Source organism: Noviherbaspirillum sp. (assembly GCF_035944575.1).
Taxonomy (GTDB): Bacteria; Pseudomonadota; Gammaproteobacteria; order Burkholderiales; family Burkholderiaceae_D; genus Noviherbaspirillum.
Map to the genome: position 1 here is coordinate 1 of NZ_DASZBA010000229.1, position 19,440 is coordinate 19,440.

Consider the following 19,440-nt stretch of genomic DNA (forward strand, 5'->3'; position numbering starts at 1 on the left):
TGCCGCATTCCAGACATTCCACGGATGCGGACATCACCGCTTTCTGCGCAGTTTCCGCAGTGGAATCGTGAGCCCGTGCCTCGGACGGGATCTCCTGCATCTGGACGTTCCAGACTCTGAATCCTTTAGTGCCTTCGCCCATTTCCGTCTCCTTATCTTCGTGATATAGCCGGGGTGGCTAGCCAATCGGCACCCCGGCATACTCCTACCCGCATACCAGGTATTTCCCATGCCGAGTAAGCGGACCGGCCCGCTCCCGGCGATGCCCATCACCGCGTTCCGGTGTTTCGCGGCCCACTCGATCTGCGCTGAAAACGCCGGGCGGCCATAGGCAATCCCGGCTCAGCCGGAAGCGCTCGAAGCGGGAGGCTCCCTAACGCTTGCATCGGGCACGGCGGGGGCGTGCGGGTGCTCCTTGAGTTCTCTGGCAAGCGCTGCGAAGAAATCGGCCGCCATCTTGTTCGCGGCGCCATCGACCAAACGGGAGCCGATCTGGGCCAGTTTGCCGCCGATCTGCGCCGATGCGGTGTACGCCAGTTTCGTGGCTTCGCCGTCTGGTGACAGCACGACCTGTGCGACGCCCTTCGCATGGCCTGCCATTCCGCCCTGTCCTTCGAAGTGGAGGGTATAGGATTGCGGCGGTTTCAGGTCGACGAGGACGATCGTTCCGGCGAACTTTGCGTTCACCGGACCGATCTTGACCGACATCGCAACTTTGTATTCATTGTCAGCGATGCGTTCGATTGCTTCGCAGCCTGTAATACAGGCCTTGAGCAATTGCGGATCGTTGAGGGCAGCCCAGACTCTGTCCGGTGGTGCCGGCACGATTTGAATACTAGAGATGTCCATAGCAATCTCCTGCAGGATGAAGAATGCGGCGGCCCGGCGGACGCCGGGAACCTGCGGCGCTCAGCACTTTTCCCAGGCTGCCAAGACTGGTCAGATTATGCGCGGGCAGGAACAGGTCGACGTACGGCAGAATCGCCCGGATGCCGGACGTCCTGGCCTCGAATCGCTCGAAGCGCAGAAGTGGGTTGAGCCAGACCAGTTGTCGGCATGCGAGGCTGAGCCGTTCCGTTTCGACAGCGAGGCCGTCCGCGCCGTCACTGTCCAGGCCGTCAGTAATGAGCAGCACGACGGCGCCCTGTCCCAACAGTCTGCGCGCCCAGCGCCGGTTGAATTCGGCCAGGCACGCGCCGATGCGGGTGCCGCCGGCCCAATCTGCCACCTGCCGCGCCACTTGGCCTAGCGCGATGTCGACGTCGCGGTCACGCAGTGAACGGGTGATGTTGGACAGCCGGGTGCCGAACAGAAAGGTGTGTACCCGGCTGTTCCGATTGGATACCGCATGGATGAAATGGAGCAGCATGCGCGTATAGCTTTCCATCGAGCCGGAGATGTCGCACAGAATGACCAGCGTGGCTGGTCGCATGCGCGGGGCGCGATGCCGAAGTTCGATGAAGCCGTCGGGCGCCTTGACCAGGCGGCGCAATGTGCCGCGCAGATCGACGAGGTTGCCTGAGAGAACAGGACGCGCGCGGCGGCTAGGAATTTCAGGAAGCGGCATGCGCATCGAGGCGATCAGGCGCTTCGTTTCGGCCAGCTCGTCTGGCGTCATGGCGGCGAAATCCCTGGTCTGCAGCATTTCGCGTGCGGACATTGTCATCGATGCGTCGAGCCGGATATCCGGCGGCAGGTCGTCGACCTGAGGCAGCCGCGGTGCGTTGGGTGCATTCGGCCACAGCGCCTGTGCCACGCGTGGCGCAGGCGCTGGTTTCGCGTCGCCGGCGGCACGCATGCCGCCCAGCAGATCCTGCAGCTGCCGCAGCTGCTGCAGGCGGGAAGGATCGCGCCAGAACAGATCGAATGCCTGGTCGAAAATCGTCTGCTGATCGCGCCGATCGACCAGGACAGTCGATAGCGCATAATAGAAATCGTCGCGCCGTTCCACACCGACTGCCTCCAGCGCACGCAACGCATCGATCACCTTGGCCGGTCCGATCGGCATTCCGGCGCGGCGCAGCACGCGTGCAAAATGCACCACGTTGTCCGCCAGCTGTGGGGTCTGCGGGTCCGTGGGCGCCGTGCTCATCGCTGCCCCGCCAGGTCGACCTGGACGTCACTGATGAGCTGCGCCACCCTGTCGGCATCCAGCTTGGCGATGTCGTCCTCATACTTGAGCAGCACGCCCAGCGTCGTCTGCACCGCTTCGGCGTCGAGCGTGGTCCTGTCCAGCACAGTCAGGGCCGCCGCCCAGTCGATGGTTTCGGCCACGCCCGGCGCCTTGTAAAGCGCCATGCCGCGCAGGCGGGCGATGAACGCGACCACGTTGCGGCTCAATGCATCGGCCGCCTGCGGCACCTTTCGGCGGACGATTTCCAGTTCCCTTGCCTTGTCGGGATAGTCGACCCAGTGGTAGAAGCAGCGCCGCTTGACCGCATCGTGGATCTCGCGCGTGCGGTTGCTCGTGACCACCACCAGCGGCGGACGTTCGGCCCGGACGGTACCGAACTCCGGGATAGTGACCTGATACTCCGCCAGCACTTCGAGCAGGTAAGCCTCGAACGGCTCGTCGGCGCGGTCGAGCTCGTCGATCAGCAGCACCGGTGGACCGTCCTGCGTGCTTTCCAGCGCCTGCAGCAGGGGGCGCTTGATCAGAAAGCGATCGGTGAAGATGTCTGCTCCCAGACGGTCCCGGGTGTCGCGGGAGACTTCACCTGCCGCCTCGGCGAGCCGGATCTCGATCATCTGGCGCGGGTAATTCCATTCGTAGACCGCATTGGCAATGTCCAGTCCTTCGTAACACTGCAGGCGCACCAGGCGGCGGCCCAGCCCGCCCGCCAGCGCCTTGGCGACCTCCGTCTTGCCGACACCTGCCTCGCCTTCCAGGAACATCGGCCGCCCCATGGTCATCGCCAGGTACAGCGTGGTGGCAAGGTGGCGCTCGGCGATGTACTGCTGCGAGGACAGCAATTGCGCCACCTCGTCGACGGATGCCGGAAGTCGGTCTATCGCCATACATACGCGCTCATTCGAGTGCCTTGGCGACTGCGCGCGCGGTCAGCACCGGGATCAGATGCGCGCGGTAGTCGGCGCTCGCATGGAGGTCGGAACTCAGGTTGTCGCTCGAAACCCGCACTGCCTTGGCGGCGTCCGGCGAGAAATCGGCTTCGAGCGCCTTTTCCAGATCGGCCACGCGAAATGCGCAGCCGGCGCAACCCGTCACCGCCACCCGCACCCGGCCATCCTTGCCGCGCCCGACGAAGACGCCTACCAGTGCGAAGCGTGAGGCTGGATTGACGAACTTGATATAGGCCGCCTTCTCGGGCACCGGGAACTCCACGGCGGTGATGAGCTCGTCGGACGCCAGCGCGGTTTCGTACATACCCTTGAGGAAATCGTCGGCCGCAATGGTGCGCCGATCAGTGCGGATAATTGCGTTCAGCCCGAGCACGGCTGCCGGATAGCAGGCGGCCGGATCGTTGTTGGCAATCGCTCCGCCCAGAGTGCCGACGTTGCGCACCTGCAAATCGCCGATCTCACCAGCCATCCAGGCCAGCGCGGGAATCGCCTGCCGCACGTCGCCGGATGCGGCGATCTCGGCATGGCGGGTGCCGGCGCCGATGACCAGCGCGTCGCCTTCGCGCCGGATACCCCGCAGTTCGTCGATGCCTCCCAGATCGACCAGGCTAGCCGGCGACGCCAGCCGCAGCTTCATCGCCGCGATCAGGCTCTGGCCGCCGGCAAGCGGCCGGCTGTCGGGATGGGCGAGCAAAGCCACTGCCTCGCTCACGCTCCGGGGTCGATGCAATTCGAATGCGTACATGCTGTCCTCCTCATGCGGGCTGTTGGGCGGGTTTGCTCTGCCGGGCGGAGCGGATCGCGTTCCACACCCGTTCCGGCGACGCCGGCATGTCCAGGTGCGTCACGCCCAGAGGCGAGAGTGCATCGATGACAGCGTTAATGACGGCCGGCGGCGAGCCGATGGCGCCTGCTTCGCCGCAGCCTTTGGCGCCAAGCGGATTGTGCGTGCAGGGCGTGACCCGGCTATCCACCCTGAAGCTGGGCAGATCCTCGGCACGTGGCATCGCATAATCCATATAGCTGCCGGACAGCAGCTGCCCGCTTTCATGGTCGTAGACGCAGTTTTCCAGCAGCGCCTGACCGATGCCCTGCGCCAGCCCGCCATGGACCTGGCCTTCGACGATCATCGGATTGATCACCTTGCCGAAGTCGTCCACCGCGGTCATGGCCACCACCTCGACCGCGCCGGTCTCAGGGTCGACCTCCACTTCGCAAATATGGGTGCCGGCCGGATAGGTAAAGTTGGTCGGATCGTAGAAAGCGGTCTCGTTCAATCCCGGCTCAAGCCTGTCCAGCGGATAGTTGTGCGGCACATAGGCGGCCAGCGCGACCTGCGCGAACGGTACGCTGCGGTCGGTGCCGGCGATGGTGAACTTGCCGTCCTTGAACTCAATGTCGCCCGCGGACGCTTCCATCAGGTGGGCGGCGATTTGCTTGCCCTTGGCTTCGATTTTGTCGAGCGCCTTTACGATCGCCGAGCCGCCCACGGCCAGTGAGCGCGATCCGTAGGTCCCCATGCCGAACGGCACGCGGCCGGTGTCGCCATGCACGATGTCGACCTGATCGAAAGGAATGCCTAGCCGCGTCGATACGATTTGGGCGAACGTGGTTTCATGTCCCTGCCCGTGGCTGTGCGATCCGGTGAACACCGTGACGCTGCCGGTGGGATGCACGCGGATTTCGCCGACTTCGTACAGTCCCGCGCGCGCGCCCAGCGCGCCGGCGATGTTCGACGGTGCTAGCCCGCAGGCTTCGATGTAAGTCGAGTAGCCCAGCCCGCGCAGCTTGCCGCGCCGCTTCGCTTCCTCGCGTCGTGCCGGGAAACCGGCGACGTCGGCCAGCTCGATGGCGCCGTCCAGGCACGCATGGAAGTCGCCGGTATCGTACTCCAGGGCGACCGGCGTCTGGTAAGGGAACGCGGTAATGAAATTGCGCCGCCGCAGCTCGACGTCGTCGATCTTCATCTCGCGTGCCACCGCCGAGACCAGCCTTTCGACCACGTAGGCTGCCTCCGGCCGTCCGGCACCGCGGTAGGCATCGACAGGGGTGGTATTGGTGAACACGCCGTCGATCTCGGCATAGATGTGCGGCGTAGCGTATTGCCCCGCGAGCAGCGTCGCGTACAGGATGGTCGGGACCGAGGTCGCGAAGGTCGACAGGTAAGCGCCGAGGTTGGCGACAGTGTGCACCCGCATGGCCAGGAACTTGCCGTTCTGGTCCGTTGCCATCTCGGCCACGGTCGCATGGTCGCGCCCGTGCGCGTCGGACAGGAAAGACTCGGAACGCTCGGCGGTCCACTTGACAGGCCGGTTTACCTTCTTCGACGCCCAGGCCAGCACTACGTCTTCCGCGTAGAGGAAGATCTTTGATCCGAAGCCGCCGCCGACATCTGGCGCGATGACACGCATCTTATGCTCCGGCAGGCTCAGCACGAAAGCGGTAAGCAGCAGCCGCTCGACATGCGGATTCTGGTTGGCGACGTACAGCGTGTAACTGTCATCGCCGCGGCTGTACTGTGCCACCGCCGCGCGCGGCTCGATCGCGTTCGGCACCAACCGGTTGTTGATCAGTTCGATGCGGGTGACGTGATGCGCATTTCCGAACGCCGCATCCACCGCCGCCTTGTCGCCCAGCGACCAGGTATAGCATTTGTTGTCGGGCGCGATGTCATGCAGCACCGGTGCGCCGTCCTTGAGTGCATCGCGCGCATCGGCGACCGCCGGCAAGATATCGTAGTCAACCTGGATCAGCTCGGCCGCGTCCTTGGCCTGAAGATAGGTCGAGGCGATCACAATCGCTACCTGGTCGCCTACGTAGCGCACCTTGCCTTGGGCGAGCGCCGGATGCGCCGGCTCCTTCATCGGCTCGCCGTTGACGTCGGTAATCAGCCAGCCGCAGGGAACGCCGGCGACCTTGTCCGCAGCGAGATCCTCGCCAGTGAAGACAGCGATGACACCCGGAGCGCTCTGCGCGGCGCTACTGTCAATGGACCGGATCGCTGCGTGCGCATGTGGCGAACGCAGGAAATAGGCATATGTCTGGCCGGGAATCTGCACATCGTCGGTGTACTTGCCGCTGCCGGTGATAAAGCGATAGTCTTCCTTGCGGCGCACGGAAGCGCCAATGCCGGTTTCGCGTTCGGAGGGGGCGTTCATGTCAGGCTCCTCTCATGTTGGCAGCACCCAGCTGCACCGCCTTGACGATGTTGTGATATCCGGTGCAACGGCATATGTTGCCCTTAAGCTGTTCCCGGACTTCGCGCTCGGATGCATCCGGATGGCGTTTGACCAGGTCAATCGCGCACATGATCATGCCCGGCGTGCAGAAGCCACATTGCAGGCCATGGCATTCCTTGAAGGCCGCCTGCATCGGATGCAGTTCGCCGTCGGCACCAGACACGCCCTCGATGGTCGTCACGTCCGCGCCCTGAAACTGCGCGGCCAAGGCCGAGCACGACTTGACCGCATCGCCGTTGACGATCACAGTGCAGGCGCCACACTGGCTGGTGTCGCAGCCGACATGGGTGCCAGTCAGGGTTAGGTTTTCGCGCAGGAACTGCACTAGCAGGGTCCGCGGATCGATCTCCGCGCTTGCCAACGTGCCGTTGACGGTCATGGATACCTGGATTGCCATGCGATTACTCCTCAAAATGAAATGCTGTTTGAGCAAGACAGGAGCAGGCGCTGCAGGGCAGCCAGAAGAAACGGCCGTGGCCGGCGACCCGTTGGATCAACCGGTGAAGTGTGTCTCCGTTTTGTCCCGACAACTGGCTGCTCGCCTTGTCATCGATTTTTTTAAGTCGCAGTCGGCCGGAAGGGCTGGCTTTGGGAATGCCGGTTTAGCGTACGTCCACTGTGCCCGCCATCTTTGCGGTAGATCAAAAGAAATCTTTACGTGGGCATCAGAATTTCCTTCAGAAAGTATTGATTCAGTAAACCGCAGTGCAGCATCGGCAGGCCGATCGAATGCGGACCGGAACCGTGGCAGCGGCGCTTCTCTGGCCAAGAGATAGCCATGCCGGCTGCCGACTACCGACTGCCGTGCCATGGAGCGGCTTGCTCCCTACTCTTGCGGAACGCTTCGGCGTGTACCATCATGGACAGCATCGACCTGGAAGTGCTTAAAACCTGCGAACAATGGCTGACCGAAGGTCACCGCTGCGAACTGGTAACCGTCATCAAGACATGGGGTTCAAGCCCACGACCGGAAGGCGCGATACTCGCGATCTGCGACAACGGGCGCGTGGTCGGTTCGGTGTCCGGCGGGTGTATCGAGGACGACCTGATCGACCGCGCGCGCAAGCAAGGCATCACGCGTGACCGCCCGGAAATCGTCACCTACGGCATCACCGCCGACGAAGCGCACCGTTTTGGCCTGCCGTGCGGGGGAACGATCCAGCTGGCGATTGAACCGCTGTCCGCGGGCAGCCTGATTTCCGAGCTGCTGCAGCGATTGTCGGCCCGCGAACTGGTGGCACGCCGTCTCGACTTGCGCACCGGCGAGGTGACGCTCGGGCCTGCGGGGCCCGGCATGACGTTGCAGGTATCGGCCTCCATGCTCACCACCGTGCACGGACCGCGCTGGCGCCTGCTGATCATCGGCAGCGGGCAATTGTCGCGCTTTGTGGCGCAGATCGCAGTAGGCATGGATTATCACGTCACGGTGTGCGATCCGCGAGAGGAATACCGTACAGGCTGGCAAGTCGATGGTGTGGAGCTGGTGCATGCGATGCCCGACGACGTCGTCACCGCCATGCGGCTCGACGGGCGTAGCGCGGTACTGGCTTTGACCCACGATCCCAAGCTTGACGATCTGGCGCTCATGGAAGCGCTCAAGTCCGACGCATTCTACGTCGGCGCGATCGGTTCGCGCGCCAATCATGCCAAGCGCCGCGAGCGTCTCAAACTGTTCGACGTGACCGATGCACAGTTGGCGAAGCTGCATGGCCCGGTCGGCATCTACATCGGTAGCAAGACGCCGCCGGAGATCGCGATCTCGATCCTGGCAGAGATGACTGCGGCCAAGAACGGCGTGGCGCTGCCGACTGAAATGCAGGTCGGTAACGCAAAGAGTGCGAAAACATCCGAGCCGAACTGGAAGCCATAGAGCCACGTTACATCTACATCCGTCTGGGCTCTGTCGCATTAGCAACCCGAAGGCGAGCGAAGGGGCGTTCTTAGCACGTTGGAATGAGCTGGCCAAATTGTAGGTGGCCGGCATGCGTCGGGAAAGCGATGTGCTTGCACTAGTCGTGGCAATGCCAGCAGTGACTCCGGTCTATGGGTACAAGGGACTGATTACCGTCTGCGACATGTACGCTGCAGACCCTCGGCTTTCCGCCGTCGAAAACAGACAATACGACGAACTGTATGCCCATCTATTGGAGAATCGCCGCCTGAAACACGAAGATCAGCTAAATGCGCTGCTCGACTCCAATGAGCTGCCTGAGGCTGAGCTCCGCGACGCCCTCCCGGCTAGAAACAGCTGGCACGAATTCATGTCGACCCGGTTTGAGAAGAAGGCGTAAACGCTGACTAAAGGTGGAGAAAAATTCCCTCTCTTTAGGACTTACATCTTAAACATGCATAGTTCTCGAGCGGTGGCTGAATCGCCTGTTCTAACAGCGACTCAGGTCACTGAAACCGGCGAAGCATGCATACATCAAAGTACATACTTCATCGAGCGTCGGCAGTAACGTCGACGCTCTTCTTATTTCAGCGTTCGGTTTCGCTGCATATTTCGGTCGCTTGTGCTTACTCATCAAGGTGTTGACCATCGTGGATGACTTCACCAAGGAGTCCGTCGATTTGGTGGCTGAGCATGGCATTTCCGGTCACTACGCCGTTCGCGTGCTAGAGCGAGCAGCGCAGTTCCGTGCCTGCCGTCAGCAATCCGAACGGATCAGGGCCCAGAGTTCACCGGCAAGGCATTGGATCAGTGGGCGTATCAGAATGGCATGCAACTGGAGCTGATTGAGCCGGGCAAGCCAACGCAGAGCGCCTACATCGAGAGTTTCAATGGTCGCTTCAGAGAAGAATGCATGAACGACCTACTGGTTCACCAGCCTGGCCGAGGCGCGCATTCGAATCGCTGCATGGCGGCGCGATTACAATGAGCATCGGCTGCATAGCGCATTGAACTACTAGACACCGGCGAAATTTGCTGCAAGCTGTCGGACAAACCGGCTGCCAAAGGCCTGCGATGAGGAAAGAATCTGAGGTTTTTAACGAACTTTGCTAGAAAGCCCATGGCACTCTTTATTTGGGGCATATCACCATCGACCAGCAGAGCCTCGATCTTCAAACTAGCCATAGTGCGTTCTCCTTTGGATAAACGCTTAAAGGGCCGCGCATGAAGAACGCTTGTTCCCATCTATCTCGTCCAGTAAAAAAGGCTTTGTATATTGATAATACTTTGCGTTTTGATGGGTAATTTGATGGATAAAAAAAAGCGCCTCGAAAGGCGCTTATCTATTGGCTACTTGGCGGAGACGGAGGGATTCGAACCCTCGATACAGGTTTAAGCCCATATGCTTCCTTAGCAGGGAAGTGCCTTCGACCACTCGGCCACGTCTCCACACGTCAGGCTGTAATGCAAGTCCAACCTGTCGAAGCCACGCATGATAGCTTTTCATGCGCGTCAGGTCAATGAAACTATGCATTCAGTTAAGATTTATCAACCTTTTTCGAGGTCGAACGCCTTGTGCAATGCGCGTACCGCCAGCTCCATGTATTTTTCATCGATCAGGACGGAGATCTTGATTTCGGACGTGGAAATCATTTGAATGTTGATGCCCTCTTCCGACAGCGTACGGAACATTTGGGAAGCGATGCCCACATGGCTGCGCATGCCGACGCCAACCACCGATACCTTGGATACCTTCGTGTCGCCGTTGATGTTTGCTGCGCCGATATGCTCCTTGACGCTCTTGTTCAGAACATCCATCGCCTTTGCGTATTCACCGCGTGGCACCGTGAAGGTGAAATCGGTTTTGCCATCGACTGACTGGTTCTGGATGATCATGTCGACTTCGACATTGGCATCCGCGATCGGACCAAGAATCTGGTAAGCGATGCCCGGCCGGTCCGGTACGCCAAGTACCGTGATCTTGGCTTCATCGCGATTGAACGCAATACCGGAAATGACTGCTTGTTCCATGTGTGTATCTTCCTCAAACGAAATCAGGGTGCCGGAGTTCGCTTCCTCTTCCAGCGACATCAGCGGATCGGTGAGTGACGACAGTACGCGCGTCGGCACCTTGTAGTTGCCGGCAAATTCGACGGACCGGATCTGCAGCACTTTTGATCCAAGCGAAGCCAGCTCAAGCATCTCTTCGAAGGTGACCGTCTTCAGGCGGCGAGCCTCGGTCACCACGCGCGGGTCGGTGGTATAGACACCGTCGACATCGGTGTAGATGAGGCATTCGGCTGCCTTCAGTGCCGCTGCCACGGCGACCGCGGATGTATCCGAGCCGCCACGTCCCAAAGTCGAAATATTGCCTTTGTCGTCCACACCCTGAAAGCCGGTAATGATAACGATACGACCAGCGTCGAGATCGCGGCGGACCTTGGTGTCGTCGATTGATTGAATGCGGGCCTTGGTATAGGCAGAGTCGGTCTTGATGGGAACCTGCCAGCCGGCATACGAGACCGCCTGCTTGCCAATGGACTGCAGTGCCATCGACAGCAGCGCTACGGACACCTGCTCACCTGTAGAGGCAAGCATATCGAGTTCCCTCGGGTCCGGTTGCGGCATGATTTCTTTTGCAAGTGCAATCAATCGGTTGGTTTCACCGGACATTGCCGACGGTACAACCACGATCTGATGACCGGCGTCATGCCATTTTGCAACGCGTTTTGCGACATTCTTGATGCGTTCAGTCGAACCCATCGACGTGCCGCCGTACTTGTGGACGATTAAAGCCATAGAGTGTGAAAGGGAAGGCCTGAAAATTGACGTAAAACGACTTACGCAAAGCGAGAAAAACAACCCTTTAGTCTACCTGCTGCCTTGAGATATGACAAGCAGCAATTCAATTGACTCTATGAACCAGCCCGACGAACTGACCCGTCAGGTTGTCACATGTTGCCAGCGCATGCGGATGCGCGGGCCATTCTTGTCGCTGAAAAAATGGCAATCCGTACCGATACCTGCGGCAAACACAAGCCTGTCATCAATCTCGATCACCGGCAGAAAATTTCTCTCCCATACGGGAATATCGAGCGCCTGATAATGTTGCTTTAAGCTGCGTGTCGGCCGGTTCGAAGCCGGCTTCAGCCTTTCACCGCCTGCGCGCCACCTTATCTGCATGGTTTGCCTGCGGAGCCAGGTTGCATCAATGCCCTCTTCCACCTCGTCGAAATGCAGCACGCCGTATAACTGGGGGAACGTCATGCTCGGTTCGCCATTCCAGAGAAAGCGGATTGGCGGCATGTCGCTGTCGACTTTGATCCGGCGATCGATGAGGAAGGCATTACCGCGATGCCGCCGAATCTCGCAGTCGGGATGCTTGATGCAGACTTGCGCGTCTTCTTTCGCGTTGAACAGTTGCAACCGCATCTCCGCCAACCACGCGGTGCTCGGCATGCGCACGCCGCGGGACGAGATCCAATAGCGAAGCAAATTGTCGATCCGGTCCTCACCAAGAAGACGGAGCCGGCTCAAATCAACCTGCTCTCCGCTGAGACAATTGGCCAAATCCATTGCGGCTAATTCATCGAGAAGCCGCTGCGCGGATTGTGCGTGACGGGCGGTTCGCGCCAGTCGCTTCTCGAATCCCGGAAAGTAAGTTGCCAACGCAGGCATTGCATGATGGCGAAGCGCATTGCGCGCATAACTGGGATCGGCGTTTGACTCGTCTTCGATATATACGATGCCCCGATTGCCGGCAATGAATTCAAGCTGGGCCCGTGAAAATGCCAGCAGAGGACGCGCGACCACAAGATGCGGATCACCCAGCAATGCCGGCGCCGTATTGAATGCTTCCATCGCCGACAATCCGGCGACCCCCGAACCGCGAAGCAATTGCAGCAGAACCGTTTCCGCCTGATCGTCCTGATGATGTGCCGTCAACAACAACGATACGTCATGCGCACGGCACAGTTGTCCGAGAGCGGCGTAGCGACTGATACGAGCGGCCTCCTCGACTCCGGTCTTGTCGCACCCGGCCAATTGCACCTCACGCGAATCAAAGGATATGTTTTGTGATGCGCATCTTTCCGCGCAGTGTGCAAGCCATCGGGATGCATTTACGCTGATCCCGTGGTTGATGTGAAAAGCAAACAGTTCGATGCGATGCGATGCCGCGTAGTCACGGGCAAGAGTCAACAGAACCGATGAATCCAGTCCGCCACTATAGGCGACGGCCATCTTTAAAGGAACCGCGCCTGAAACGCAAACGCGCGCCAGGATGTCTTCTAGCGCGCGTTCAAATGCGTCTGCGATTTGTGCAAGCGAATGAATCGTCACATCTTATTCCGGCGACGAAATTTCCTTGAAGCGTCCATAGCTCATCAATTTTTCATGGCGTGCGGCGAGCAGGTCCTTGGTTTTGACGCCCTGGAATTGGCGCATCGTGTCTGCCAATGCACGCTTGAGCAGCGCAGCCATTTGCTTCGGATCGCGGTGGGCGCCACCGAGCGGTTCATTGACGATCTTGTCGATCAGGTTCAGTGCCTTCAGCCGATGCGCGGTCAAGCCAAGCGCTTCTGCCGCATCGGAAGCCCGCTCCGACGTTTTCCAGAGAATCGATGCGCAGCCTTCGGGCGAAATAACGGAATAGGTTGCATACTGCAGCATCAGTACTGCATCGCCAACTGCGATCGCCAGCGCGCCGCCCGAGCCGCCTTCACCGATGATGGTGGCGATAAGCGGCACCTTCAGTTCTGCCATCACATACAGGTTGTGACCGATCGCTTCCGACTGCCCGCGCTCCTCGGCGTCGATGCCGGGAAAAGCACCTGGTGTATCGACGAAGGTGAAAACTGGCAGACCAAATTTTTCTGCCAGCTTCATAAGCCGCATTGCCTTGCGATACCCCTCTGGCTTCGGCATGCCGAAGTTGCGCATTGCGCGCTCCTTGGTATCCCTCCCCTTCTGATGACCAATGACCATGCAGGCTTGGCCATTGAAGCGTGCCAGACCGCCGACAATCGACAGGTCGTCCGCATAGGTACGGTCGCCATGCAATTCATGAAAATCCGTGAATATTTCATTCACGTAATCCATGGTGTACGGGCGCTGTGGGTGTCGAGCAATTTGCGAAACCTGCCAAGGCGTCAGCTTTGCATAAATATCTTTGGTCAGTTGCTGGCTTTTCTTGGAAAGACGGTCAATCTCCTCCGAGATGTCGACGGCAGAATCATCCTGCACGAACCGCAACTCGTCGATCTTGCTTTCAAGTTCTGCAATTGGCTGCTCAAAAGCAAGAAAACTCGTTTTACTCATCGTGCCTCCGCTTATCCCCGCAAGGATAGTGTTCAGTTGTTTATTTCACAGGGACAGGGGTGGTATCCAGGCTGCGCCACAAATACCACGTCGCGACCGTCCGCCACGGCTCCCAGTTCGCCGCGACTTCGCGCGCGTCGCTGCGTGACACAGGCTCGCCAGAGAAATAATTGACACTGATTCCTCTTAACAAGCCTACATCGTCCAGCGGCAGAATATTGGGGCGAAGCAAATTAAATATCAAAAACATCTCTGCTGTCCAGCGTCCTATGCCGCGGATTTGGGTCAGGTCAGTAATGACATTCTCGTCATCCATGTCGGCCCACTGATCAACATGGACGCGTTTTGCCTTGAAATGCTCGGCAAGATCGGTGATGTACTCTGCCTTACGCTTGGACAAGCCGCATGTCGCCAATTTTTCGTTGCCGGCCTTCAAGATTTGCGCAGGGGTACATCCGGGACAGACCTCAAGCAGTCGCAACCAGATGGTCTCCGCGGCCTTGACGGAAATTTGTTGCGACAGAATTGAACGTACCAGGGTAGTAAAGGGTTCACTGCGTCCAACGAGATGAAGATCCCCGAACTGAGGGATCAAGCGCCGCATGATGCGGTCGCGCTTCATTAGTTCTTCCTTGGCATCTTGCCAATATGCAGGGACGCAGGATGCCGGCTCGACCGGTTTAAGCTTCGCCATCGGATCAAGCCCTTCGCCAATCGGTCAACCCGCCGGGCTTGTCTTCCAACACGATGCCAGCCGCAAGAAGATTTGCGCGGATGCTGTCCGCCTCGGCGAAATTCTTTGCCTTCTTCGCTGCAGCTCTGGCTTCGATCTGGCGCATGATTTCGGCTTCGGTCAATCCGCCGTCAACATCGCTTGCAGGCGTTGCATGCAGAAATGCCTGCGGATCGCGTTGAAGCAACCCGATCGTCGCGGCCAGATCTTTAAGCTGCCGGGAAAGCCTGGACGATTTTGTGCGGTTAACTTCATTTGCCAGTTCGAATAACACAGCCATTCCGATCGGGCTGTTGAAATCATCGTTCATTGCGTCGATGAAACGTAGTGCATGTCCCTCATTTTTATCCAAGGGAAGATCGTCGGGCGGGGCATCTTTGAGCGCAGTGTAAAGGCGGGTCAAGGCCTGGCGGGCATCATCGAGATGCGCATCGGAATAGTTGAGCGGGCTGCGGTAATGAGCACGCAATATGAAGAAGCGCACCACCTCGGCGTCGTATTTTTTCAGTACATCCCGGATGGTGAAGAAATTGCCGAGCGACTTCGACATCTTTTCATTGTCGACCCGCACGAAGCCATTGTGCATCCAGTAGTTGACGAATGTGCCACCATGTGCGCCTTCAGACTGGGCAATCTCATTTTCATGATGGGGGAATTGCAGATCCTGGCCGCCGCCATGGATGTCGAAATGCTCGCCCAGCAACTCGCATCCCATCGCGGAACATTCAATATGCCAACCTGGCCGGCCGCTGCCCCATTGCGACGCCCATTTTACTTCGTCAGGCTCGGTCTCCTTGGCAGCCTTCCATAACACGAAATCGAGGGGGTCTCGTTTGCCTGCATTAAGATCGACACGCTCGCCTGCGCGCAGGTCATCCAGTGATTTGCCGGACAGCTTGCCATAGCCAGGAAAATCCCGTACCGAATAGTTGACGTCGCCATCGGGGGCTCGATAGGCCAGGCCCCGCTGTTCCAGCTTGCCGATCAGCGCAAGCATCTGCGGCACGTATTGCGTCGCACGAGGTTCGTGATCGGGCTTTTGCACGCCGAGTGCTGCGGCATCTTCATCCATGGCGGCAATGAAGCGCTCGGTGAGTTGAGAGATGCTTTCGCCATTCTCGACGGCCCGCTTGATAATCTTGTCGTCAATGTCGGTGATGTTACGAACATAGGTGACATCCAATCCTGATGTCCGCAACCAGCGTTGCACCATGTCGAACACCACCATGACACGAGCATGACCCAGATGGCAATAGTCGTACACGGTCATGCCGCATACATACATGCGTGCCTTGCCAGCCTGCATCGGAACAAAAGGCTGCTTCTCACGCGCTAGCGTGTTATAGATTTTGATGACACTCATGGGGCAAATTATCTGTTCCGGCTTGCTGCAGTCACCGCACTGGCTTCGCGCATCCTACCGCACTGTCGACGCCACTGCATGGTTGGCGTGATCACAGGATATGATGGATTTGCCGGGATTGTTTGCAGTGTTTATTTTGATAAAATACGCGACCGCGTTGCAGTATAACATTGATAAAAACCCGTTTTGACACAAGTGCCAAACCATGTTCGGACTTGCGGTTGAACTATCGGGCGGCATGCCTTTTCAATAAGATCTTTTGCTGGACCAAGTGCAAAAGTTGCCGTGGGACACGGAAGATACACAATCGAAAACTCTCTGTAAAGAGCTCAAGGAAACCACGATGCAATATTCCCGCCGTACATTCGCACGCCTGGTTGCTGCGGCCTACCTCGCCGCAGCCTTCGGAATTGCCCATGCAGCCGACAATCCCCAAGTACTTCTGAAAACCAGTTTGGGAGACATCACGCTGGAACTGTACCCGGAGAAGGCGCCGAAGTCGGTTTCCAATTTCCTCGAATACGTGAAAAGCGGTCATTACAACGGTACCATCTTCCATCGGGTCATCGGAAATTTCATGATTCAGGGCGGAGGCTTCGACAAGGACATGAAACAGAAACCCACCAATCCTCCAATTGAAAACGAAGCCAAGAACGGCTTGAAGAATGAGCCTTACACGCTGGCAATGGCGCGTACCTCGGCACCGCATTCGGCCTCTGCGCAGTTCTTCATCAACGTCAATGACAATAGCTTCCTGAACCATCCGGGACAGGACGGCTGGGGATATGCGGTATTCGGGAAAGTAGTGAAAGGCAAGGAAGTAGTCGACAAGATCAAGGCCGTCGACACAACCTCAAGCGGCATGTATCAAAATGTACCTGCCAAACCGGTTCTGATCGAATCGGCATCGATCAGCAAATAAGCATTCATAACCCACATAAGGATTACCATGGCTGTCATTTTCACCACCAACCACGGCCAGTTCAAGGTCGAGCTCGACGCGGATAAAGCACCGAAAACGGTTGAGAATTTTCTCAACTACGTGCGTTCCGGCCACTACAACGGCACGATTTTCCATCGGGTGATCGATGGCTTCATGATCCAGGGCGGCGGCTTTGAACCCGGCATGAAACAAAAGCCGACCAATGCACCGATTGAAAATGAAGCGAAGAATGGCTTGAAGAACGAGCCCTATACGCTCGCGATGGCCCGCACATCCGATCCGCATTCCGCATCCTCGCAGTTCTTCATTAACGTGAAAAACAACGGCTTCCTCGATTATCCAGGCCAGGATGGATGGGGCTACTGCGTCTTTGCCAAAGTGGTGGAAGGTACCGATGTGGTCGACAAAATCAAGTCAGTAAAAACTACGCGGGCCGGCATGCATGCCGATGTACCGGTAGAGAATGTTGTTATCGAAAAAGCGGAGATCGTTTGATCGGCCCGTTTCCAGCAATCCGGTGAAGGACATGCTGCCTGCACCGACCGACAAAGCGCAGCCGGCTCCAGTTGCGCTGTTTGTCTCGGATATCCATCTTCAACCGGCGTTGCCAAGAACCACTGAGGCCTTTTTTGCCTTCCTGCAGACGCAGGCATCCCGTGCCGAACAGCTTTTCCTGCTAGGCGATTTGTTCGAATACTGGGCCGGGGATGACGACCTCATCGACAGCTACAACGCGACCGTGGCCGATCGCATTCGAAAGATCAGTGAAGCAGGCGTCAAAGTTTTCTGGGTAGGAGGCAATCGGGATTTTCTGGTCGGCTCGGCGTTTGCAAAGGCAGCGGGCCTGCAATTGCTTGAAGAGCCCTTCGCCATAACGATTGGCGAAAGGCGCATTGCGCTGGTACACGGCGATGCTCAGTGCACCGACGATGCCGGATATATGGCGTTCCGTGCCCAAGTGCGCCAGGCAGACTGGCAGCGCACCTTTCTAGCGATGCCTCTGGCCCAGCGAAAGGCGATTATTGCTGACATGCGAACCGGCAGTCAGGAAGCGCAACGAAGCAAGTCTTACGGGATCATGGATGTGAATCCAGCCGCGATCGATGAACTTTTCCGCAGGACAGGCAGTTCGATCATCATCCATGGCCATACGCATCGTCCTGCCCGGCACGTATACGTCGATGCCGATAATGCAAGTAGTCCCCGTGTGCGCTACGTGCTTCCCGATTGGGACTGTGATACCAAACCTCCACGCGGCGGATGGATCGCAGTGAGTGCCGATGGCGCAATCACCCGCCATGGCCTTGATGGGACAGAGGAAGACTAAAGCCAGCCGGCTTACTCGAACTGCTTCCTGAACTCGTCGAACTGCTGCGTCAACCTTTCAACCTCCTGCCTCAACCGGACAACCTCTTCCTCAAGTTGCGCAACCCGATCGCGGCGCGGCGTCTCAACCTCCGCAGAAAAGCTCGCTGCGGTTTCGTACCGTTGCACGGCGTCTTCGCCGGCAAGCAGGTGCGCGTACCGGAATTCCTTGGTGCCTGGCGCACGCGCCAGCTTCGCAACGAGTGGCGGGTATTTATCGATCAGGAATTGCAGTGCGCCCTCCACTTGCGCAACACCGGAAAACTCGTGCACCCTGCCGCTGCGCGCCCGAATTTCGCCCGCCGTTTGCACGCCTCTAAGCATCAGCATCACCAGGACCGCAAGCTTTTCCTGTTCGAGCGACCACTTCATGCGCATCCGGTGTTCATACTTCACCACCCGTGCGCCAGCCTGCCTGACCTCAGAAACGAGCTTTTTTTCAATGAGGCGCTGCAGCACTTCCTGCACAACTTCCTCCGAGATCGACATGACCGGATCCCTGCTGGAGAGCTGGTTGCATCCGTTTTGCAGCGCATTGAGGGACAGCGGGTAGTTGTCGGGCGTCAGCGCCTCTTTTTCTGCCAATACCGCAAGTACACGAATTTCAAAAGGGTCGAGAAAATTGCTGTCAGTTCCTGATGCGGCTTGCGCTTCAGGATCGCTGTGCCCACTTGTCATCATCCTGTCCTATTCGACCATCTTGTTAAGTTGCTCTGGATTGAACTTCTGCAATTCGGGCAGCACTTCGCAAGACACACCGGCCGCCTTCATAGCAACAATCATTTTTTGAATCTGATTTTCCTGCGCTGCCACATGGCTGATCAAGCCGTGCAAGGCGGCTGACAACGGATCGTCGCCATTTGGGGTCACACCGTAGGCGGCAAACATGCGCGCGGTCGCTTCCTCACGCTGCCGTGTCTGATCTTTTTGGACAATGTGCGCAGGATTGCCGACGGCAGTCGCACCCGGAGGCACTTCCTTGACCACCACTGCATTGGAGCCCACCTTGGCGCCCTCCCCGACGGTGAATCCGCCAAGCACTTTTGCGCCGGCGCCGATGATCGCTCCTCGACCAAGCGTTGGATGACGCTTCGCGCCTTTGCTTAATGAAGTACCGCCAAGCGTTACGCCTTGATAGATGGTGCAGTCATCGCCCACCTCGGCCGTTTCGCCGATCACCACGCCGAAACCATGGTCGATGAAGACCCGGCGGCCGATGGTCGCACCCGGATGGATCTCGATACCGGTCAGCCAGCGGGCGATATGCGAAATAAAGCGGCCCAGCCATTTGAGATTGCGCTGCCAGCACCAGCGCGCCCAGCGATGCATCACGATCGCATGAAAGCCCGGATAACAGGTCAGCACTTCCCATGTCGTGCGTGCGGCAGGGTCACGGTCGATGATGCTGGCGATGTCTTCGCGGAGGCGGCTGAACATAGTGAAACGGGATGGGTGGTCTTGAGAGGTATGTTAACCTGTTGCGACGACCTTTGCTGAAGGAAAGAG

General features: G+C 58.4%; 18 protein-coding genes, 1 tRNA gene and 1 pseudogene. 6 read left to right on the forward strand and 14 right to left on the reverse strand.

What is annotated here, in order from left to right; all coding sequences use genetic code 11:
- Positions 1-342 precede the first annotated feature (342 nt).
- Genes VGU61_RS18190 through VGU61_RS18215 form a run of 6 tightly spaced genes read right to left on the reverse strand, consistent with a single transcriptional unit; the run spans position 343 to position 6,717 of the window.
- Complete coding sequence (locus tag VGU61_RS18190; protein WP_326860654.1) at positions 343-849, reverse strand: carbon monoxide dehydrogenase subunit G; 507 nt, start codon at positions 847-849, stop codon at positions 343-345.
- Positions 836-2,092: a VWA domain-containing protein gene (locus VGU61_RS18195; RefSeq protein ID WP_326860655.1), complete on the reverse strand. Its 1,257-nt coding sequence runs from the start codon at positions 2,090-2,092 to the stop codon at positions 836-838. Before VGU61_RS18195 ends, VGU61_RS18190 begins: the two co-directional genes overlap by 14 nt.
- A complete protein-coding gene (locus VGU61_RS18200; protein WP_326860657.1) occupies positions 2,089-3,018 on the reverse strand; it encodes a MoxR family ATPase in 930 nt (309 codons plus the stop codon). Before VGU61_RS18200 ends, VGU61_RS18195 begins: the two co-directional genes overlap by 4 nt.
- 10 nt (positions 3,019-3,028) lie before the next feature.
- Positions 3,029-3,826 carry a xanthine dehydrogenase family protein subunit M gene (locus VGU61_RS18205; RefSeq protein WP_326860658.1) on the reverse strand — a complete coding sequence of 266 codons (798 nt, stop codon included), beginning with the start codon at positions 3,824-3,826 and terminating at the stop codon, positions 3,029-3,031.
- A gap of 10 nt (positions 3,827-3,836) precedes the next feature.
- Positions 3,837-6,239 (reverse strand): xanthine dehydrogenase family protein molybdopterin-binding subunit, encoded by a 2,403-nt coding sequence (locus VGU61_RS18210; protein ID WP_326860659.1) that lies wholly within the window; start codon positions 6,237-6,239, stop codon positions 3,837-3,839.
- A gap of 1 nt (position 6,240) precedes the next feature.
- Positions 6,241-6,717, reverse strand: a complete 477-nt coding sequence (locus VGU61_RS18215; RefSeq protein ID WP_326860660.1) for a (2Fe-2S)-binding protein — start codon at positions 6,715-6,717, stop codon at positions 6,241-6,243.
- Between the two features lie 462 nt (positions 6,718-7,179).
- Here VGU61_RS18215 and VGU61_RS18220 point away from each other — a divergent pair, with 462 nt between their 5' ends.
- From VGU61_RS18220 to VGU61_RS18230, 3 genes and pseudogenes are all read left to right on the forward strand, one after another.
- Positions 7,180-8,190 carry an XdhC family protein gene (locus VGU61_RS18220; RefSeq protein WP_326860661.1) on the forward strand — a complete coding sequence of 337 codons (1,011 nt, stop codon included), beginning with the start codon at positions 7,180-7,182 and terminating at the stop codon, positions 8,188-8,190.
- A gap of 112 nt (positions 8,191-8,302) precedes the next feature.
- On the forward strand, positions 8,303-8,611 hold the full coding sequence (locus tag VGU61_RS18225; RefSeq protein WP_326860662.1) for a hypothetical protein: 309 nt from the start codon (positions 8,303-8,305) through the stop codon (positions 8,609-8,611).
- 232 nt (positions 8,612-8,843) lie between these two features.
- Positions 8,844-9,302 (forward strand): annotated as a pseudogene (locus VGU61_RS18230) (integrase core domain-containing protein); the annotation flags it as partial.
- 264 nt (positions 9,303-9,566) lie between these two features.
- On the opposite strand, the gene VGU61_RS18240 reads toward VGU61_RS18230, so the two are convergent.
- The 6 genes from VGU61_RS18240 to cysS form a co-directional block, all read right to left on the reverse strand.
- Positions 9,567-9,660, reverse strand: a tRNA-Ser gene (locus VGU61_RS18240).
- Between the two features lie 99 nt (positions 9,661-9,759).
- Complete coding sequence (locus VGU61_RS18245) at positions 9,760-11,010, reverse strand: aspartate kinase (protein ID WP_326860663.1); 1,251 nt, start codon at positions 11,008-11,010, stop codon at positions 9,760-9,762.
- 144 nt (positions 11,011-11,154) lie between these two features.
- A complete protein-coding gene (tilS, locus tag VGU61_RS18250) occupies positions 11,155-12,552 on the reverse strand; it encodes a tRNA lysidine(34) synthetase TilS (RefSeq protein WP_326860664.1) in 1,398 nt (465 codons plus the stop codon).
- Between the two features lie 3 nt (positions 12,553-12,555).
- On the reverse strand, positions 12,556-13,530 hold the full coding sequence (locus VGU61_RS18255; RefSeq protein ID WP_326860666.1) for an acetyl-CoA carboxylase carboxyltransferase subunit alpha: 975 nt from the start codon (positions 13,528-13,530) through the stop codon (positions 12,556-12,558).
- Between the two features lie 40 nt (positions 13,531-13,570).
- Positions 13,571-14,224, reverse strand: coding sequence for a DNA-3-methyladenine glycosylase (locus VGU61_RS18260; RefSeq protein WP_326860667.1), 654 nt, complete (start codon positions 14,222-14,224; stop codon positions 13,571-13,573).
- Positions 14,225-14,228: 4 nt separating this feature from the next.
- A complete protein-coding gene (gene cysS / locus VGU61_RS18265; RefSeq protein WP_326860668.1) occupies positions 14,229-15,626 on the reverse strand; it encodes a cysteine--tRNA ligase in 1,398 nt (465 codons plus the stop codon).
- 343 nt (positions 15,627-15,969) lie between these two features.
- Here cysS and VGU61_RS18270 point away from each other — a divergent pair, with 343 nt between their 5' ends.
- From VGU61_RS18270 to VGU61_RS18280, 3 genes are read left to right on the forward strand one after another with little or no spacing between them, the layout of a single operon-like run.
- Entirely contained in the window at positions 15,970-16,548 is a 579-nt protein-coding gene (locus VGU61_RS18270) for a peptidylprolyl isomerase (RefSeq protein ID WP_326860670.1), read from the forward strand.
- Positions 16,549-16,575: 27 nt separating this feature from the next.
- The gene (locus VGU61_RS18275; RefSeq protein ID WP_326860671.1) at positions 16,576-17,064 is read left to right on the forward strand and encodes a peptidylprolyl isomerase; all 489 of its coding nucleotides are present in this window, start codon (positions 16,576-16,578) and stop codon (positions 17,062-17,064) included.
- Between the two features lie 31 nt (positions 17,065-17,095).
- Complete coding sequence (locus VGU61_RS18280) at positions 17,096-17,896, forward strand: UDP-2,3-diacylglucosamine diphosphatase (RefSeq protein WP_326860672.1); 801 nt, start codon at positions 17,096-17,098, stop codon at positions 17,894-17,896.
- A gap of 11 nt (positions 17,897-17,907) precedes the next feature.
- Here the strand turns inward: VGU61_RS18280 and VGU61_RS18285 are convergent, their stop codons facing one another.
- Both VGU61_RS18285 and cysE read right to left on the reverse strand, forming a co-directional pair.
- On the reverse strand, positions 17,908-18,612 hold the full coding sequence (locus tag VGU61_RS18285; protein ID WP_326860674.1) for a YceH family protein: 705 nt from the start codon (positions 18,610-18,612) through the stop codon (positions 17,908-17,910).
- A 9-nt stretch (positions 18,613-18,621) separates the two neighbouring features.
- On the reverse strand, positions 18,622-19,371 hold the full coding sequence (gene cysE / locus VGU61_RS18290; RefSeq protein WP_326860675.1) for a serine O-acetyltransferase: 750 nt from the start codon (positions 19,369-19,371) through the stop codon (positions 18,622-18,624).
- Positions 19,372-19,440 lie beyond the last annotated feature (69 nt).

Excerpts from the sequence above, each read along its gene's own strand:
- VGU61_RS18205 (WP_326860658.1), bottom strand. The coding sequence starts at position 3,826 with ATGTACGCATTCGAATTGCATCGACCCCGGAGCGTGAGCGAGGCAGTG.
- VGU61_RS18260 (WP_326860667.1), bottom strand. The coding sequence starts at position 14,224 with ATGGCGAAGCTTAAACCGGTCGAGCCGGCATCCTGCGTCCCTGCATAT.
- cysE (WP_326860675.1), bottom strand. The coding sequence starts at position 19,371 with ATGTTCAGCCGCCTCCGCGAAGACATCGCCAGCATCATCGACCGTGAC.
- VGU61_RS18220 (WP_326860661.1), top strand. The coding sequence starts at position 7,180 with ATGGACAGCATCGACCTGGAAGTGCTTAAAACCTGCGAACAATGGCTG.
- cysS (WP_326860668.1), bottom strand. The coding sequence starts at position 15,626 with ATGAGTGTCATCAAAATCTATAACACGCTAGCGCGTGAGAAGCAGCCT.
- VGU61_RS18270 (WP_326860670.1), top strand. The coding sequence starts at position 15,970 with ATGCAATATTCCCGCCGTACATTCGCACGCCTGGTTGCTGCGGCCTAC.
- VGU61_RS18255 (WP_326860666.1), bottom strand. The coding sequence starts at position 13,530 with ATGAGTAAAACGAGTTTTCTTGCTTTTGAGCAGCCAATTGCAGAACTT.
- VGU61_RS18215 (WP_326860660.1), bottom strand. The coding sequence starts at position 6,717 with ATGGCAATCCAGGTATCCATGACCGTCAACGGCACGTTGGCAAGCGCG.
- VGU61_RS18190 (WP_326860654.1), bottom strand. The coding sequence starts at position 849 with ATGGACATCTCTAGTATTCAAATCGTGCCGGCACCACCGGACAGAGTC.
- VGU61_RS18245 (WP_326860663.1), bottom strand. The coding sequence starts at position 11,010 with ATGGCTTTAATCGTCCACAAGTACGGCGGCACGTCGATGGGTTCGACT.
- VGU61_RS18285 (WP_326860674.1), bottom strand. The coding sequence starts at position 18,612 with ATGACAAGTGGGCACAGCGATCCTGAAGCGCAAGCCGCATCAGGAACT.
- VGU61_RS18280 (WP_326860672.1), top strand. The coding sequence starts at position 17,096 with ATGCTGCCTGCACCGACCGACAAAGCGCAGCCGGCTCCAGTTGCGCTG.
- VGU61_RS18200 (WP_326860657.1), bottom strand. The coding sequence starts at position 3,018 with ATGGCGATAGACCGACTTCCGGCATCCGTCGACGAGGTGGCGCAATTG.
- VGU61_RS18225 (WP_326860662.1), top strand. The coding sequence starts at position 8,303 with ATGCGTCGGGAAAGCGATGTGCTTGCACTAGTCGTGGCAATGCCAGCA.
- VGU61_RS18210 (WP_326860659.1), bottom strand. The coding sequence starts at position 6,239 with ATGAACGCCCCCTCCGAACGCGAAACCGGCATTGGCGCTTCCGTGCGC.
- VGU61_RS18275 (WP_326860671.1), top strand. The coding sequence starts at position 16,576 with ATGGCTGTCATTTTCACCACCAACCACGGCCAGTTCAAGGTCGAGCTC.
- VGU61_RS18195 (WP_326860655.1), bottom strand. The coding sequence starts at position 2,092 with ATGAGCACGGCGCCCACGGACCCGCAGACCCCACAGCTGGCGGACAAC.